Here is a 16,715-nt window from a genome sequence, read left to right on the forward strand (position 1 = left end):
CCGGGAGTTGTATTTGGCCCCTTGTGTCGGGTTGTGCTGGGGGGGCCGCGGGTTCTTGCGCGCCGGGCGGTGTGGGCATCCCCCGGGGGCGGCCCGTTGCCGGGCTCCCCGGCGGCCCCCGGGCCGCGCCGCTGTCCACATCGTGGGACATGCGTCTTGATCCGGCCGGATCCCAGGGGCTCCCGGCCATTTCCCCCCGCGCCGGGGGCCCGCAGTCCCGCAGCCGGGATACCGTCCCGCGATGCATTCGAACACACAGACATCGCACACCGTTTCGCCCAGCAGACGCGGCCTGCTGCGCGCAGCCGTGGCCGGCTCGGCGGCCGCCGGGTCCGTACTCGCCCTCGGCTCCGCCTTCCCCGCCTCCGCGGCGCCGCCGGACGCCGGGTCCGAGCCGGGGTACCCGGCCGACCGCCCCCTCACCCCGGACCAGGCCGTGGGCCGGCTCGCCGAGGGCAACCGGCGCTGGCGCACCTACCGGCAGCAGCACCCGCACGAGTCACGGTCGGTACGGCTCCAGCTCACCACGTCCCAGCACCCCTTCGCGGTCGTGCTGGGCTGCGTCGACTCCCGGGTCCCCCCGGAGCTCGTCTTCGACCAGGGCCTCGGCGATCTGCTCACCGTCCGCTCGGCGGGCGAGGTACTGGACGAAGCCGTCCTCGGCAGCATCGCGTACGGGGTCCTCGAACTGGACATCCCCCTGGTACTGGTCCTCGGCCACCAGTCCTGCGGGGCCGTCGGCGCCGCCGTCCACGCGGACGAGACCGGCGAGCAGCTGCCCGCCCACATCCAGTACCTGGCCGAACGGATCCGGCCCTCCATCGACCACGGCCTGGAGGGCGCGGCGCGCGTCGACGCCACCATCGACGCGCACGCCCGCCGCACCCGGGGCCTGCTCGCGGCCGAACCCGACCTGGCCGACCGGATAGCCGCCGGCCGGCTGGCCGTCGTCGCCGCCCGCTACGAGCTCCGGGACCAGCGCGTGCGTACGCTCCGGTGACCCGCTACGCCCCGCCGGTACGCGGCGGGGCGCCGGTCAGCGGTACACGCTCAGGTCCGACACCTGGTACGAGAGCTCGGAGACGTCCGGGTCGGGAGCCGGGTGGTAGCGGCCCGCGCACACGGACAGGTTGACGATGAGGTACGCCCGCCAGCGCCGGCCGACCCCTTTGCGGTCGGCGAAGACGCGGGTGCCGTTCACCCACCAGACCACCGAGTTCGCACCGAACCTGACCTTGAGGTCGACCCAGGCGCCCGGCTGTACGGCGGAGGCGTCCCGGAAGTAGTGCGAGCCTCCCCGCACGTGGTTGGAGAGTTCCAGCAGGTCCGGGTTGTCCGGGTGGTACTCGAAGACGTCGACCTCCTGGCCGCCGTCCCGCCAGGTCCAGATCGCGGGCCAGGCGCCCATCCCCTCGGGAAGCCGGACCCGGGCTTCCAGGACGTCCTCGGCACGGAGCATGAAGCCCTCTTCGCTGCCCTCCGTGGTCAGCAGCCCGGCGTCCCAGTTGCCGTCCGGCCGCCGGGTGGCCCGGAACGTGCCGGTGCGGCTGTACGAGGGGTCGTCGACGAGGTGATCGAGTTTGTTGTCGCCCGGATTGACCGGGCCGCCGTCGGGATAGGCCCAGGAGCGGCCTGCGACCCATCGGGTCGTGGAGTCGAAGTCGGCTGAGAAGACGAGTGCGCCGCGGGCCGCGCGGCGCGTGAACAGGGCGAGGAATTGCGAGATCACGCCGCAGCTCTGCCCGTCCGGCAGAGCTCGTATTCCGACGATCTTCGCCTTCTTCTCCGGCTTTGCCGCTTTACCGGCGTGTCGCCCCGTCCTGTCGCCTCTGCGCCGTCCGGTGGCACCGGCGGTGCGCCGGTCCTACTGGCTCTGCCGCTCCGCGCGCTCGGCCTGCTTCTCCTTGATGCGCACGGCTTCCTTGCGCACCTCGGCCTGGGTGGCGCGCTCCTTCTGCAGCCACTCCGGGTTCTCCTGCTTGAGCGCATCGATCTGCTCGGTGGTGAGCGCCTCGGTGACCCCGCCCCGGGCGAGACCGGCGATGGAGACGCCGAGCTTGGCCGCGACCACCGGACGGGGGTGCGGGCCGTTGCGTCGCAGTTCCTGGAGCCATGCGGGCGGGTCGGCCTGGAGCGCGTTCAGCTCGGTGCGGGAGACGGTGCCCTCCTGGAACTCCGCGGGGGTGGCCTCTAGGTACACACCCAGCTTCTTCGCCGCAGTGGCGGGCTTCATGGTCTGGGTGGTCTTGTGCGACGTCATGGGTCAAGGGTATCGAGCATGTGCGCTACTCCTGACCACGGCCGGTAACCTGGCCCGGTGACAGGCTCGGAAGCATCCCCCGCATCTCCTCCCACCCCTCCGGCTCCTTCGTTCCGGCTCGCGTACGTCCCGGGCGTGACGCCGGGCAAGTGGGTGCGGGTCTGGAACGAGCGCCTGCCGGACACCCCGCTGGCCCTCCTCCAGGTCACAGCCGGGGAGGCTCCCGGTGTCCTGCGGGACAACGGCGCCGATGCGGGTCTCGTGCGGCTGCCGATGGACCGCACCGGCCTGAGCGCCATCCCCCTCTACACCGAGACCACGGTCGTCGTGGTCCCGAAGGACCACCTGGTCGCGGCGGTCGAGGAGATCACCACGGAGGACCTGGCCGACGAGATCGTGCTGCACCCCCTCGACGACACACTCGCCTGGGAGCAGCTGCCCGGCCTGCCCGCGATCGAGCGCCCCGCGACCACGGCGGACGCCGTCGAACTGGTGGCGGCCGGAGTGGGCGTGCTCGTCGTCCCGCAGTCCCTCGCCCGCCTGCACCACCGCAGGGACCTCACGTACCGGCCGGTCACCGACGCCCCCGCATCCCGCGTCGCGCTGTCCTGGCGCGAGGACGAAACCACCGACCTGGTGGAGGAGTTCATCGGGATCGTCCGCGGCCGGACGGTCAACAGCACCCGCGGCCGCGGGCCGACCCCGCCGCAGCCGAAGCAGCGCAAGCGCCCGGAGCCCGCCGGCAAGCCGGCCGGCAAGAACCCGCGAGGCGGCGCCGGGGGAGCGAAGGGCGGCCAGGGGGCCAAGGGCGGCGCCAAGGCGGGCAAGGGCGGCGCCAAGGGCGGCCAGGGCGGCAGGAGTGGCAAGGCGGGCAAACCGCGCCGCCGACCGTAGCCGAGCGGTGCAGGCGCGCGCGTCAGTCCGCGCTGATCCGTACGAGGGCGAGCGTGATGTTGTCCGGCCCGCCGGCCTCGATGGCGGCCCGCCACAGCTCGAAGGCGGCCTTCCCGTCGTCGTGGACCCGCAGCAGCTCGCCCAGCTCCTCGTCCGGCACCGTGTCGGTCAGCCCGTCCGTGCACACCACGTAGCGGTCTCCCGCCGCCAGGGGCCGGGTCGTGACGTGCGGGGTGATCCCGGCGGGCTGCCGGGCTCCGCCGAGCGCCTGGGTGAGCAGCGAGGTGGTGTGCTGCCCCGGCTCCAGGGGCGGGTTGTCGTCCACGCTGACCCGGCGGAGCCCCTCGCGGCTCGCGTCGAGCACCCTGCTGTCGCCCACGTTGAAGGCGATCAGCGACTCGGGGAGTACGACGGTGCCCGCGACCGTGGTCCCCATGGTCGCCAGCTCCGGATCGCTGTCCGCGGCCGCGAACACTGCGTGGTTGCATACGGTGAGCGCCTCCTGGACGGCCCCCTCGCTGTCCAAGGACGGCCCGAGCGCCGCCAGTTGCCGTACGACCAGGGCGCTGGCCACCTCCCCGGCCGGCTGTCCGCCGATGCCGTCGGCGACCGCGACCACGAGCGGTACACCGAGCGGGAAGACGAACGTCTGCGGGTTCTGGGTCACCGTGGCGCACAGCGTCCACGGTCCGATCACGAGGCTGTCCTCGTTCTGCTCGCGCAGGAGCCCGGGATGGCTCAAGGCGCTCACGGCCACGTACGGCATCGCACAGACCCGCCTCTCTGCAGGAACCGGCAGGCGTCCCACAGCCCACAGCCATTGTCCCGCCACCGGCGCCCGGCCGCTGGCTCAGCCGGGGTCGCGGCCGCCGCCGAGGGTGTGCCGCCGCATCATCCGGGAGATGTCCTTCCCGGTGACGATCCCCACCAGCAGGCCCCCGTCCACCACCAGGAACGGCAGTCCGGCTCCCGGGCGCAGCCGGTCCAGGGCCTCGGCGAGCAGTTCCTGCGGGCCGGCCACGGCGCACCGCGCCAGCGGGGTCGCCAGGTCCCGTACGCGCAGCGTCTCGCGCTGCCCGTCCGGGACGGCCGCCAGCCTGCGCAGGTGCACGATCCCGCTGGGCCGCCCCTCGAAATCGAGCAGCGGCACCAGGGAGTGCCGTGACTCCACGGCCACCTCGTCGATGAAGCGCCGCACGCTCAGCCAATCGGCGCCCGAGACCACGGGAGCGGTCATCGCGTCGGCGACCCGCACCCCCTCCAGCGCCGTGCGCAGGACGGCGTTCTGCCGTTCCGCACCGGCGACGACCGTGATGAAGAGGCCGACGAAGACGAGCCACAGCCCGCCCGAGGAGCCGCGCAGGAAGGTGACCCAGCCGAAGCCGGCCAGCAGTACGCCCACGACCTGCCCGCTGCGGGAGGCCGCCCGGTCCGCCCGCTCACGGTCGCCCGTACGCCACCACAGCAGCGCCTGCAGCACCCTGCCCCCGTCGAGCGGGGCGGCGGGCAGCAGGTTGAAGACGCCGAGGAACAGGTTCGTCCAGCCGAGCCACACCAGCACCGCGGCCGGCACCGCCCAGCCGGACAGGGGGTGCAGCGCGATCCCCGCGCCGAGCGCGGCCCCGCCGGTCACCAGGCTGGTGAGGGGCCCGCTGACCGCCACCGCGAAGGCCGCCGAGGCGTTCTGCGGCCGTCCCATCCGCGTCATGCCGCCCAGCGCCCACAGGGTCACGTCCTGGACGGAGATCTTCTTCCTGAGGGCGGTCGCGGCGTGGGCGGCCTCATGCAGCAGCAGGCTCCCCATGAGCAGGACGGCGCCCACGGCACTGGCGAGGGTGTAGACCGTGTCCGACTGCCCGGGGGTCCACACGGGCAGCGTCCGGCGGCCGAGACCGTACGCGAAGAAGACCACCAGGAGCGGCACGCTCCAGTGCATCCGCAGCGGCACCCCGACCACACGTCCGATGCGGATCGACCCGTTCATCGACGTCACCTCCGCCCCCGGCAGCCGGTACCACCCCCAGTGTCGCCCCGGGAGCCCGCGCCGGTCAGCCCTCGGACGGGGCCGGGGTGCTCACCGCCCCGTCGAGCTCCCACGCGTGGCGCTTGAACTCGCGCACGAAGTCCCCGTGGTCCTCCCACTGCCGGGCGATGCCCCGCAGCACGTCCCAGTGGTGCTCGACCGACTGGTCGATGACCCGGCGCAGCGAAGGCTCCGCGGTGGCCCGCTGCTCGATGAGCCCCTTGACCGCCGATGCCTCCAGCACCGCGTTGCGCAGTGCGCGCAGCGCACGGGAGGTGTCGTCCATCGCGAAGCCGCGTTCGCTGCCGGTGCCCTCGTCGAACAGCGGGGTGAGCCGCGCCTCGATGAAGGCGGTGATCCGCTCGAAGTGCTGCACGTCCATCGGGGGGCTCCATCTCGTCCGTTGCGGGCCGTCCGGCAGCGCGCCGGGGCGGATGCAGAATAGCCGCTCAAGATCGGTGAGCGGGCTCCGAGGCGGGTGCGCACCCGCCGCCCCGGCGGACGGCTCCGGCACATCTGACGCGGCGTCGGAAGTGAGGGGCAGAAGATCCGGGGATCCCCGTCGCTCCCGGTCCTCCCGGTGTTACCTTCCGTGTCGTCGGCGCGTGCGTCGCAGCCGGGTTGGGGGGCGGGGAATGGTGAGCGCAACGGGGGAGACGAGTCGGGCGCAGGGGACCGACGCTTTTCTTCGGCACATGATCTGGCGGTACCCGGACCAGCTCCAGCCCGTGGTGGCGCTGCTCGGTCCGCGGCAGTCGGGAAAGACGAGCATGCTGCGTGCCCTGTCGCAGGGGTGCGGGTCCACGGTGGTGCACGCCCACCTCGATTTCCACGAGAACCCGCTGGACCCGGTGTCCGCGGCCGCCCTCGTGGCCTTCCAGATGATGCGGGGCTGGGACACGCTGCGCCGCAGCCCGGTCTTCCACCGCTTCGGGCTCGGGCTGCTGGCCCTGAACGAGAACCTGGAGCCGGACCGCGCCCGCGCCACGGACCAGATCAGGGGACTCATCCAGGAGTACACGCGCGGCACCCGCCGGGGCAGGTTCGCCAGCCGGCTGGAAGAGGCCGTGGACGCCACGATGGACATCGTGGCGACCGGCGCGCTCAGTCCGCTGGTGTCGGGGCAGGCCCGGGAAGTGGTCGCGGCCGTACGCGACGGGGCCCGCCCGGTGATCGGCTCGCTGCTGCAGAGCACCGCCCGGTGGGGGCTGCGCGATGCGCTGCGCTGGCACGTCGGCATACCGGAGGCGGAGGCCGCCGGATCCGTGGACGCCCTGATCCGGCTGAGCTCCGCCTCGCGGTCGGCGGCCGTGGGACCGCTGCTGGCGGCTTTCCTCGCCGACGCGAAGGACCAGGCGGAACGCCATCCCGCACTGCGGTCCTCCTGCTCGTGCGAGGTGCCGGCCGGGCGCGGCGACCGCGGCCGCCACGACCACGCCTGGGTCCTCCTCGTGGACGGCGCCCAGACCCCCGCCGGGCGGCGCTTCCTCACCGCCCTCGTCGCCGCGCGCATCCGCAACGGCCAGAACGAGCCGGGCGCCGCCGCCGATCCGCTCGTCGTGCTGGCCGCGTGCGACCAGTGGCAGCCGGAGTGGACCACCCGCTGGTGCGAGCCGTGGCGCACCACCCCGCTCGCGGGCACCCCGCAGCGCCGCGTGCCCCTCTTCTCGCGCGCCACCCGGATGCGGTGGACCCGGGAGGAGGAGCGGGCCGGCGGGCCCGATCCGGCCTCGGCGGCGCACTACTGGTATCCGGTGTGGCTCGACCCGATGTCCGAGGAGCACGTCTCGTATGTCACCGACGCCGCCGCGGCCCTCGTTCCGGCCCTGCCGGCGTCCGTGACCCACGCCCTCACCGGCGGCCACTGGGGCGCCGCCATCGCCCTCCAGGACCAGCGGGAGAGCACCCCGCCGGACGCGGACGCCGCCGTCCGCGAAAGACCCCTGTCCGCCGCCTTCGGCACGGACGGCAGACCGCTGTGGTCGCACGCCCTGGAGACCTGCCTCCCCGAGGGGTTGGCCGCGCCCGGCGTGCGCCGGGGTGCCCCGCCGCCCGTCGTCCTCGCGGCGGCCTACCTGGCCGACATGCGCACCGCCGACGATCCGCGGGTGCCGGTGGAACTGGCCGACCTGCCCCGCAGCCTGGAACTGTTACGCCGCAACCTGTGGGTCAGCACCTTCTTCCACCGGCCCTCGCGGATCCGGGAGGTCGGCTGGGGCGAGGCCGACAGACCGCCCGTCCTGCACCCCTGGCTGAGCCGCTGCCTGCTCACCGCCCTCTCCTCGGCCGCACCCGCCGAGGCGCCCGCCGCCACCCGCGACGCGCCGCCCGCCCCCGAGCCCTGGGACCGGGTGTTCAGCGGGCAGGCGCGGGCCCTCGCCTCGCTCACCGGCTCCCTCAACGGCTCCGGGGCGGCGGCCAGGGAGGAGCAGCAGCTCTTCTACGACCTGGCCCTCGGCCGGTTCGCCGCCGTGGCCGAAGCGCTGGCGGGCCGCTTCGACCGGGACCACCGCGCCTGGGTCCGCCTCCTGGACTACCTGGCGTCCGCTCCGTGCCGCCTGGTCCAGGAGCGGTCCGCGCAGGAGGCGTACGCCCTGCTCCTGACCGGGATCGAGGAGAGCGGCCGGGACGTCGTGTCCGTGGCCACGGCCAAACTCCTGGCCCTGCTGTGGCTCTACAACGATCCGCTCACCGAGCACAACCGGCGCTGGGACGCGCAGATCGAGGAGGGCTTCGAACGCCTCTCCCACAATTCCCGACTGCTGGATGTCAGCGCCCTCCAGCAGGCGGGCGCGCTCTTCGCCTGACCTTGTCGGTGACCGTGCCGGGCCACGCCGCCGGCGTGCCGGGCGTACCGCTGTACCGCTAGGAGTGTTCATGTCCGCAGGTGTCCGCAACCCCCGGTTCGGCCGGCTGCGCCGCCATCCGGTGCTGTCGCTGATCGCCGTCCTCGCCGTCCTGACCGGTGCCGTGCTGGGAGGGATACGGGCCTACCCGGTGCTGTTCCCGCCCGACCTCTCCTGCGGGGCCGGGATGACCGCCGCCGGCTCCCCCTCCGCGTGCGTCGGGGTCAACCTCGACAGCACGGCCTTCACCAAGGGCGAGCCCGCCCGCATGCGCCGGCTGGAGGAGACGGTCCGGAAGTCCAACGAGGCGGTGCGGGGGCCCTCCACCAGCGTGGTGATGATGCTCAACTTCTCGCCGGTCGCCGACGTGGACTCCCTGACCTACGACTCGCTCTACCCCAACATCGAGGGAGCCGTCGCCGCCGCGTGGCGCGCCAACAACACGGCGGCGTACGGCAGCACCCCCGGGGTCAAGCTGTACCTGGCCAACATGGGCAGCCAGTACGGCTCCTGGCGGGAGGCGGTGAACCGCGTGAAGAAACACGCGGCCTCCGAACACATCTCGGCGGTCGTCGGCCTCGGCCAGAGCACCGAGCAGACCCGGCAGGCCGCCGCCGCGATCTCCGCCGAACTGCACATCCCCGTGATCGGATCGACGGTCACCGGCAACTCGATGAACCTGGACCCCGCGGATCCCGCGGGCAAGCGCCCGATCCCCGACATGTTCCGGGTCTCGCCCACCAACTCGGACTCCGTGATCGCGGCCAACCAGTACGTGTCGGGGCTGCGCCCCGCCGTCTCCTCGGTCGCCGTGGTGGCCGACAGCGTCGCCGGCGACGACTACACGGCCACGCTGGCGGCGGAGGCCAAGACCCGCTTCCAGGCACCGGGCCGGACCGTGACGGTGCTGCCGTACACGTCGCCGCGCAGCCTGCCCAGCGGCGCGGGCCGCCAGGACTACCTGATCCAGCAGTTCAACCTGATGCACGCCAACCTCTGCCAGGCGGCGCCGTCCGTGGTCTACTTCGCCGGACGCGGCCGCGACCTCGGGGCGTTCATCCAGAACTGGGTGCAGGGCGCCCCCTGCGGCATCCCCCAACTGCGCATCCTCGTCGGGGACGACGCCTCGGAGGCCATCCGCGACGACGCGGTGCTGGCAGGTGTGGCCTCCGGCCGGGTCACGGTCGCGTACACCGCACTGGCCAGCCCCGACGAATGGGGCACAGAATGCCCCGGGTCGGACGCCAAGCGCAATTACGACCAGTTCTGGTCGGCGTTCACCGGGCGGCCCGATCCGTGCACGAAGCAGCCCCTGGCCGCCCAGGGGAACGTGGAGGCGCTGTCCTTCGACCCCGCCGATCTGGCGAGCGGGCAGGCGATGCTGACGCACGACGCCGCCGTGGCCGCGATCAGTGCCGCCCGGCACGATGAGGCCGGCCTGAAGAACCCGGGCCTGGAGACGGGCATCCTGCACCAGTTCTACTGCGCGCAGATGCTCCCCGGCGCCAGCGGCTGGCTCTCCTTCGGTGCCGACGGCAATCCGGTCGGCAAGCCCGCCCCCATCGTCCAGCTCAATCCGGACGGAACGACGAAGACGGTCACCCTGACCTGGCCCAGCTCCGCCCCGAACCTGAGCCTGCCGCAGCGCGGCGGCACGGGCGCGCCCGGCTGTTGAGCCGGTCCACCGGCGAGACCGGTCCACCCGCAAGACCGATCCACTGACAGGAGGTGTCAGGGGAGGAGGGCTAGCCTGCCGCGCATGATCGTCGAACTGCGGCAGTACACCCTTCGCCCCGGCGCCCGGGACACGCTCGTCGAGCTCTTCGAGCGGGAGTTCGTGAACGGGCAGCAGGCCGCGGGGATCACGCTGGGCGGCCGTTTCCGGGACATGGACGACCCGGACCGCTTCGTCTGGCTGCGGGGCTTCCCCGACATGGAGCAGCGGTACCGCTCGCTGCACGCCTTCTACTCCGGGCCCGTCTGGCAGGAGCACCGCGACCGGGCCAACGCCACCATGCTCGACTCGGACGACGTGCTCCTGCTGCGGGGTCCCGGCTTCACCGCCCCGGCAGGAGCCGCGCCGGTGACGGTGACCCTCTGCCACCCGCGGGACGCCACCGCCTTCGCCGGGCACTTCGCGCACCGCCTCCGGCCGGCGCTCGCGGCCGCCGGGGCTCCGCCCGCGGGGGTCCACCGCACCGAGCACGCGGAGAACGACTTCCCCGCGCTGCCCGTCCGCACCGGCGAGGACGTCCTGCTCTGGTTCACCCGGGGCGAGACCCCACCGCCGCTTCCGGACCTCTCGGCCCATCTGGCCGCACCCGCGCGGCACCTGCGGCTCCGGCCGGTCGCCGCAGCCGCGGAGGGCGGCTGAGCACGGGTGGCTCAGCCGCCGAGGCGCGCCACCCGCTCCAGCTCGTCGGCCGGCACCGCCGGGTCCGGCGGCGATGGCGGGGCCGCCAGGGGGCACGTTCCGCTGCCGCGACCGGCTGCATCCGTACGGCCCCCACTCCCTCCACCAGGTGGCCGCCGAAGGCGCCACGTCCGGGTGACACCCCCGTAGGCCTCGCCGCCGCGCGGACCGCCGTGGCCGACGATCGCCACCGGCCCGGCCTGCTCCGGCTGCCGAAGGCCGAGGGTCCGGACGCATGGGAGACCACGTGCACATCCTGCTCGCCGCCAGCGCGTTCAACAGCCTCACCCAGCGTGTCCACGCTGAGCTGAGGGAGCACGGCCACAGCGTGGCCGTGGAACTCGTCCTGCCCGGAACCTCCTTCGCCGAGGCCGTCGAGCGCCACCAGCCCGACCTCGTCCTCGCCCCGATGCTCACCACGGCCATCCCTCCGGAGGTCTGGTCCACCCACACCTGCCTGATCGTGCACCCCGGCCCCGTAGGCGACCGCGGCCCCTCCTCACTCGACTGGGCCATCAGCGAAGGCACCACCCGGTGGGGCGTCACCGTCCTCCAGGCGGAGGCGGAGATGGACGCGGGCGCCGTCTGGGCCTTCGCCGACTGCCCGTTGCCCCCGGTCGGCAAGAGCGAGGCCTACCGCGGCGAGATCGCCGACGCGGCCCTCACCGCCGTACTCGCAGCCGTCGAACGCTTCGCCTCCGGCACCCACGTCCCCCGGCCCCAGGGCCCCGGCCGGGCCCGGCCCTACCTGCGCCAGGAGCTGCGCCGGATCGACTGGAACCAGGACCCCACCGAACGCGTCGTGCGCACCCTGCGCGCCGCCGACTCCCGCCCCGGCGTCCTGGACGAGCTGCTCGGGGCCGAGTGGTACCTGCACGGCGGGCATCCCGAGGACTCGCTGCGCGGGCGGCCCGGGGAGCTCCTGGCCACCCGCGCGGGCGCCGTCTGCCGCGCCACCGTCGACGGGGCCGTGTGGATCCCCGAGCTGCGGGCCCGGCGCGCCCCCGGGGAAGCCGCCCCCGTGAAACTCCCCGCGGTCCTCGCCCTCGGCGACCGGCTGCGGTCCCTGCCGCCGCTGCCGGAACTGCCCGCCCCGCTGGACGCCGACGCCGACGGCCTGCCCCGGCGCACCTGGTCGGACATCGGCTACCGCGAACAGGGCGGCGTCGGCTTCCTGTCGTTCTCCTTCCCCGGCGGCGCCATGAGCACCACGCACTGCCGACGCCTGCTCGCGGCCTACCGCGAGGCCTGCTCCCGCCCGACCTCCGTCCTGGTCCTCGGCGGCGGCCGGGACTTCTTCTCCAACGGCATCCACCTCGGCGTCATCGAGGCCGCCGCCGACCCCGCCGCGGAATCCTGGGCCAACATCAACGCCATGGACGACCTCGTCGAGGCCGTGCTGACGACCACCGACCGGCTGGTCGTCGCCGCCCTCGGCGGCAACGCGGCCGCAGGCGGTGCCATGCTCGCGCTCGCCGCGGACGAGGTCTGGTGCCGTTCCGGAGCGGTGCTCAACCCGCACTACCGGCTGATGGGCCTGTACGGCTCGGAGTACTGGACGTACACCCTGCCCCGCCGCACCGGGACCGCCTTCGCCCACCGCCTCATGTCCGAGGCCATGCCGGTCTGCGCCGCCGCCGCCCGGCGGCTCGGGCTGGCCGACCGTACGATCACCTGCGCCCCGCAGGACTTCGCCGGGGAGACCGCCCGCCTCGCCGCCCGCCTGGCGAACGCCTCCGCCACGCGGTACCGCATCGCCGGCAAGAAGACGCAGCGGGACGTGGACGAGTCCGTCAGGCCGCTCGCCGCCTACCGGGAGGCCGAGCTGGCCCGGATGCGCGAGACCTTCTTCGACCCCGGGGCCCCCTACCACGCGCTGCGTCGCGCCTTCGTCCGCAAGGAAACGCCCGGGTGCACCCCGCCGCACCTGGCGCAAGCCGTGCCCGGCCGGCGGACCGTACCGCCACCCCACCGCCGCGCCAGGATCACTGGACCGGCCGCACATGACAGGGCACCGGGCCCGGCCGACTGCTAGCAAGAAGGGTGGGGCCACCGCGCGGAACCCCGTCCGCCACCCCGCACCTCCCGTTCATCCCCCCCCGCATCCCTCCCGAAGGAGCGATCCTCATGGGTGCACCCATGCCGAGCACGGTAGAGGACCCCCCGATCCACATCCTCTGGATCAATGCCGGACTGAGCTGCGACGGCGACTCCGTGTCCCTGACGGCGGCGATGCAGCCCAGCATCGAGGAAATCGTCATGGGCGTCCTCCCCGGCCTGCCCAAAATCGCCGTGCACTGGCCGCTCATCGACTACGAGTGCGGTCCGGTCGGCGGCGCGGACACGTTCATCGAATGGTTCTTCAAGGGGGAACGCGGCGAGATCGACCCCTTCGTGCTCGTCGTCGAAGGCTCGATCCCCAACGAGAACATCAAGCCCGAGGGCTACTGGTGCGGCTTCGGCGACAACCCGGAGACCGGCCAGCCCATCACCACCAGCGAGTGGATCGACCGCCTGGCGCCCAAGGCCCTCGCCGTCGTCGCGATCGGCACCTGCGCCACGTACGGCGGCATCCACGCGATGGAGGGCAACCCGACCGGCGCCATGGGAGTCCCCGACTACCTGGGCTGGGACTGGAAGTCGCATGCCGGCATTCCGATCGTGTGCGTGCCGGGCTGCCCGATCCAGCCGGACAACTTCTCGGAGACCCTGACCTACCTGCTCTACCAGGCCGCCGGCTCCGCCCCGATGATCCCCCTCGACGACAAACTGCGCCCCACCTGGCTGTTCGGCGCCACCGTCCACGAGGGCTGCGACCGGGCCGGCTACTACGAGCAGGGCCAGTTCGCCGACACGTACGACTCGCCCAAGTGCCTGGTCAAGGTCGGCTGCTGGGGGCCCGTCGTCAAGTGCAACGTCCCCAAGCGCGGCTGGATGAACGGCATCGGCGGCTGCCCGAACGTGGGCGGCATCTGCATCGCCTGCACGATGCCCGGCTTCCCCGACAAGTTCATGCCGTTCATGGACGAGCCTCCCGGCGCCACGGTCTCCAGCGCCGCCAGCGGGGTCTACGGGAAGGTCGTCCGCAAGCTCCGGTCGATCACCGCGCACACCGTGGACCAGGAGCCCAAGTGGCGCCACACCGGCGAGCGGCTGACCACCGGCTACCGCCCGCCCTGGTGACGTGATCCGGCCCGGCACCCCGCCGGGCCGCCGTCCCGCTTCCAAGAAAGTCCAGCTCGCGCCTCCAAGAAGGGTCACGGCAGACAAGATGGCACCGAAGACGAAGGCAGCCGGTGACGGCAGCGGCCTGGTGGAGATGGCCTGGGACCCGATCACGAGGATCGTGGGCAGTCTCGGCATCCACACGAAGATCGACTTCAAGCAGAAACGGGTCGCCGAGTGCTACAGCACTTCGTCGGTCTTCCGCGGCTACAGCGTCTTCATGCGCGGCAAGGACCCGCGCGACGCGCACTTCATCACCAGCCGCATCTGCGGCATCTGCGGCGACAACCACGCCACCTGCTCCGTCTACACGCAGAACATGGCCTACGGGGTCAAGCCGCCCCACCTCGCCGAGTGGATCATCAACCTGGGCGAGTCGGCGGAGTACATGTTCGACCACAACATCTTCCAGGAGAACCTGGTCGGGGTCGACTACTGCGAGAAGATGGTCCGCGAGACCAACCCGGGAGTCCTGGAGCTCGCCGAGCGCACCGAGGCACCGCACGCCGGCGACCACGGCTACCGCACCATCGCGGACATCATGCGCTCCCTCAACCCCATCGAGGGCGAGTTCTACCGCGAGGCCCTCCAGGTCAGCCGCTACACGCGCGAGATGTTCTGCCTGATGGAGGGCCGCCACGTGCACCCCTCCACCCTCTACCCGGGCGGCGTCGGCACCATCGCCTCCGTCCAGCTCTTCACCGACTACCTCAGCCGCCTCATGAAGTACGTCGAGTTCATGAAGCGCGTCGTCCCCCTGCACGACGACCTCTTCGACTTCTTCTACGAGGCCCTGCCCGGATACGAGGAGGTCGGCCGCCGCCGGGTCCTCCTGGGCTGCTGGGGCGCGCTCAACGACCCCGAGTACTGCGACTTCACCTACGCCAACATGAGCGACTGGGGACGGCGGATGTTCGTCACCCCCGGCATCATCGTCGACGGCAAACTCGTCACCAACGACCTGACCAAGATCAACCTGGGCATCCGCATCCTGCTGGGCAGCTCCTACTACGACGACTGGGCCGGCCAGGAGCAGTTCGTCCGCAACGATCCGCTCGGCAACCCGGTCGACCCCCGCCACCCCTGGAACCAGCACACCATCCCCGTCCCGCAGAAGCGCAACTTCGACGACAAGTACAGCTGGGTGATGTCGCCCCGCTGGTTCGACGGCACTGAGCACCTCGCGCTCGACACCGGCGGCGGCCCCATCGCCCGCCTCTGGTCCACCGCCCTGTCCGGACTCGTCGACGTCGGCTACGTCAAGGCCACGGGCCACAGCGTAGTGATCAACCTGCCCCGCACGATGACCAAGCCGGAGACCACCTTCGAGTGGAAGATCCCGCGCTGGAGCAACGCGCTTGAACGCAACCGCGCCCGCACCTACTTCCAGGCGTACGCGGCGGCCATCGCGCTGCACTGCGCCGAGATGGGCCTCCAAGAGGTCCGCGCCGGCCGCACCCAGACCTGGGAGAAGTTCGAGGTGCCGGACGAGTCCATCGGCGTCGGCTTCACCGAGGCCGTGCGCGGCGTCCTCTCGCACCACATGGTCATCCGCGACGGGAAGATCGCCAACTACCACCCCTACCCGCCGACCCCGTGGAACGCGAGCACCCGCGACACCTACGGAACCCCCGGACCGTACGAGGACGCCGTGCAGAACACCCCGATCTTCGAGGAGAACCCCCCGGAGAACTTCAAGGGCATCGACATCATGCGCGCCGTGCGCAGCTTCGACCCCTGTCTGCCCTGCGGCGTCCACATGTACGTGGGGGGCGGCCAGACGGTCAAGCAGATGCACGTGCCCACCGGCCTGAGCGGACTGGGCGGATGAGCGCGGCGGTCACCGACGCTCGGCAGGCGGGCCGGCGGGTCGACGAGGTCCTCGAACGGCTGGCCGCCACCGGCGACCGAGAGGCGTGCGCGGGCGCCGAGGAACTGGTCCGCGTCCTCATGGACTTCTACGGCGCGGGCCTCGCCCGCATCGTGGAACGGCTCGGCGAGGGCCCGGCCGGCCAGGGCGCCCTCACCGCGATGCTCGACGACGACCTGGTGGCGGGGCTCCTCGCCCTGCACGACCTGAACCCCGAGGACGTGCACACCCGGATCGGCCGCGCCCTGAAGTCCGTACGGGACCCCCTCGAACTCGTCGGCTTCGACCCGGCTTCCGGCACCCTGCGGCTGCGGGCCGCCCCGAGCGGCGGCTGCGGCTGCGGCAGCGGCGACGCCGTTGCGGCGCGGCAGGCCGTCGAGGACGCCCTCGCCTGCTTCGCCCCCGAGGTGAGCGCCGTCGAACTGGAGGAGGGCCGGCCGCCCGCGCCGCTGCTCCAGATCGGCAGCCGCCCGCAGAGCCCGGTGCGCGTGCCGTGAGCGCCTCCCACGGACGGGCCCCTGCGGCCGTGCGCCCGGACGTCCCGCGCCGCGGCCTGCGGCGCTTCACCGGCCCCCGCACGCCCCGCCCGGAGACCTGCGAACTGTGCGGGGTGGTGGTGCCGGAGGACGGCCACCGCCACCTCGTGGAGACCGAGAAGCGGGCCCTGGTCTGCGCCTGCACCCCCTGCGCCCTGCTGTTCGACCGGCCGGGCGCGGGGGCGGGACGGTTCCGCACCGTACCGGACCGCTACCTCTACGACCCCGGACACCGGCTCGACGACACGGCGTGGGACCTCCTCCAGATTCCCGTCGGCGTCGCGTTCTTCTTCCGCAACGCCGCACTCGACCGACTCGTCGCGCTCTACCCGAGCCCCGCCGGCGCCACCGAGAGCGAACTCGACCCGCAGACCTGGCAGACCGTACTCGGCGCCGGCCGGCTGGCCGAGCTCCTCGAACCCGACGTGGAGGCGCTGCTGCTGCGCCGCTCCGAGGGCCGCACCGCCTGCTACCTGGTCCCCATCGACATCTGCTACGAGCTGGTCGGGCGGATGCGGCTGCTGTGGCAGGGCTTCGACGGGGGAGCCGAGGCCCGCGCCGCCCTGCGGACCTTCTTCGAGCAGGTCGAGCGGCGCGCCAAGGTGGCGGCCGCACCGGCGGGCACCGCGCGGCAGGGGAGCTGAAACC

The 16,715-nt window shown here is 72.9% G+C and carries 15 protein-coding genes; 10 read left to right on the forward strand and 5 right to left on the reverse strand.

Translation table 11 applies throughout. The features are described from left to right. The first annotated feature begins 241 nt into the window (after nucleotides 1-241). Complete coding sequence (locus tag AC0666_RS11345; protein WP_478707500.1) at nucleotides 242-1,000, forward strand: carbonic anhydrase; 759 nt, start codon at nucleotides 242-244, stop codon at nucleotides 998-1,000. A gap of 36 nt (nucleotides 1,001-1,036) precedes the next feature. Here AC0666_RS11345 and AC0666_RS11350 read toward each other — a convergent pair whose 3' ends face one another. After that, complete coding sequence (locus AC0666_RS11350; RefSeq protein ID WP_468963746.1) at nucleotides 1,037-1,729, reverse strand: glycoside hydrolase family 16 protein; 693 nt, start codon at nucleotides 1,727-1,729, stop codon at nucleotides 1,037-1,039. A gap of 135 nt (nucleotides 1,730-1,864) precedes the next feature. Beyond that, nucleotides 1,865-2,260, reverse strand: coding sequence for a DUF5997 family protein (locus AC0666_RS11355; protein WP_468579140.1), 396 nt, complete (start codon nucleotides 2,258-2,260; stop codon nucleotides 1,865-1,867). 57 nt (nucleotides 2,261-2,317) lie between these two features. Between AC0666_RS11355 and AC0666_RS11360 the strand changes: the two genes are divergently transcribed. Further along, nucleotides 2,318-3,154: a LysR substrate-binding domain-containing protein gene (locus tag AC0666_RS11360; RefSeq protein ID WP_478707501.1), complete on the forward strand. Its 837-nt coding sequence runs from the start codon at nucleotides 2,318-2,320 to the stop codon at nucleotides 3,152-3,154. A gap of 22 nt (nucleotides 3,155-3,176) precedes the next feature. Here AC0666_RS11360 and AC0666_RS11365 read toward each other — a convergent pair whose 3' ends face one another. From AC0666_RS11365 to AC0666_RS11375, 3 genes are all read right to left on the reverse strand, one after another. Beyond that, nucleotides 3,177-3,920, reverse strand: a complete 744-nt coding sequence (locus AC0666_RS11365; RefSeq protein WP_468963748.1) for a PP2C family protein-serine/threonine phosphatase — start codon at nucleotides 3,918-3,920, stop codon at nucleotides 3,177-3,179. An 84-nt stretch (nucleotides 3,921-4,004) separates the two neighbouring features. Then, nucleotides 4,005-5,138 (reverse strand): site-2 protease family protein, encoded by a 1,134-nt coding sequence (locus tag AC0666_RS11370; protein WP_468963749.1) that lies wholly within the window; start codon nucleotides 5,136-5,138, stop codon nucleotides 4,005-4,007. A 64-nt stretch (nucleotides 5,139-5,202) separates the two neighbouring features. Continuing rightward, complete coding sequence (locus tag AC0666_RS11375) at nucleotides 5,203-5,559, reverse strand: hypothetical protein (RefSeq protein ID WP_468963750.1); 357 nt, start codon at nucleotides 5,557-5,559, stop codon at nucleotides 5,203-5,205. Nucleotides 5,560-5,872: 313 nt separating this feature from the next. Here AC0666_RS11375 and AC0666_RS11380 point away from each other — a divergent pair, with 313 nt between their 5' ends. The 8 genes from AC0666_RS11380 to AC0666_RS11415 all read left to right on the forward strand — a co-directional run bounded on the left by AC0666_RS11380 (nucleotide 5,873) and on the right by AC0666_RS11415 (nucleotide 16,711). Further along, nucleotides 5,873-7,984, forward strand: a complete 2,112-nt coding sequence (locus AC0666_RS11380) for a hypothetical protein (RefSeq protein WP_478707502.1) — start codon at nucleotides 5,873-5,875, stop codon at nucleotides 7,982-7,984. A gap of 70 nt (nucleotides 7,985-8,054) precedes the next feature. Then, a complete protein-coding gene (locus tag AC0666_RS11385) occupies nucleotides 8,055-9,698 on the forward strand; it encodes an ABC transporter substrate-binding protein (RefSeq protein ID WP_478707503.1) in 1,644 nt (547 codons plus the stop codon). Nucleotides 9,699-9,782: 84 nt separating this feature from the next. After that, the gene (locus AC0666_RS11390; RefSeq protein ID WP_468963753.1) at nucleotides 9,783-10,397 is read left to right on the forward strand and encodes an NIPSNAP family protein; all 615 of its coding nucleotides are present in this window, start codon (nucleotides 9,783-9,785) and stop codon (nucleotides 10,395-10,397) included. Between the two features lie 286 nt (nucleotides 10,398-10,683). Next, on the forward strand, nucleotides 10,684-12,471 hold the full coding sequence (locus AC0666_RS11395; RefSeq protein ID WP_478707559.1) for an enoyl-CoA hydratase-related protein: 1,788 nt from the start codon (nucleotides 10,684-10,686) through the stop codon (nucleotides 12,469-12,471). Nucleotides 12,472-12,563: 92 nt separating this feature from the next. Beyond that, entirely contained in the window at nucleotides 12,564-13,619 is a 1,056-nt protein-coding gene (locus AC0666_RS11400) for an NADH-quinone oxidoreductase subunit B family protein (RefSeq protein ID WP_468963754.1), read from the forward strand. Nucleotides 13,620-13,707: 88 nt separating this feature from the next. After that, on the forward strand, nucleotides 13,708-15,492 hold the full coding sequence (locus tag AC0666_RS11405) for a nickel-dependent hydrogenase large subunit (RefSeq protein ID WP_468579128.1): 1,785 nt from the start codon (nucleotides 13,708-13,710) through the stop codon (nucleotides 15,490-15,492). Beyond that, complete coding sequence (locus AC0666_RS11410) at nucleotides 15,489-16,028, forward strand: hypothetical protein (protein ID WP_468963755.1); 540 nt, start codon at nucleotides 15,489-15,491, stop codon at nucleotides 16,026-16,028. Before AC0666_RS11405 ends, AC0666_RS11410 begins: the two co-directional genes overlap by 4 nt. After that, a complete protein-coding gene (locus AC0666_RS11415; RefSeq protein ID WP_478707504.1) occupies nucleotides 16,025-16,711 on the forward strand; it encodes a DUF5947 family protein in 687 nt (228 codons plus the stop codon). The genes AC0666_RS11410 and AC0666_RS11415 overlap by 4 nt, the downstream gene beginning before the upstream one ends. Nucleotides 16,712-16,715: the final 4 nt, after the last annotated feature.

Source organism: Streptomyces sp. NPDC043680, from assembly GCF_056436685.1.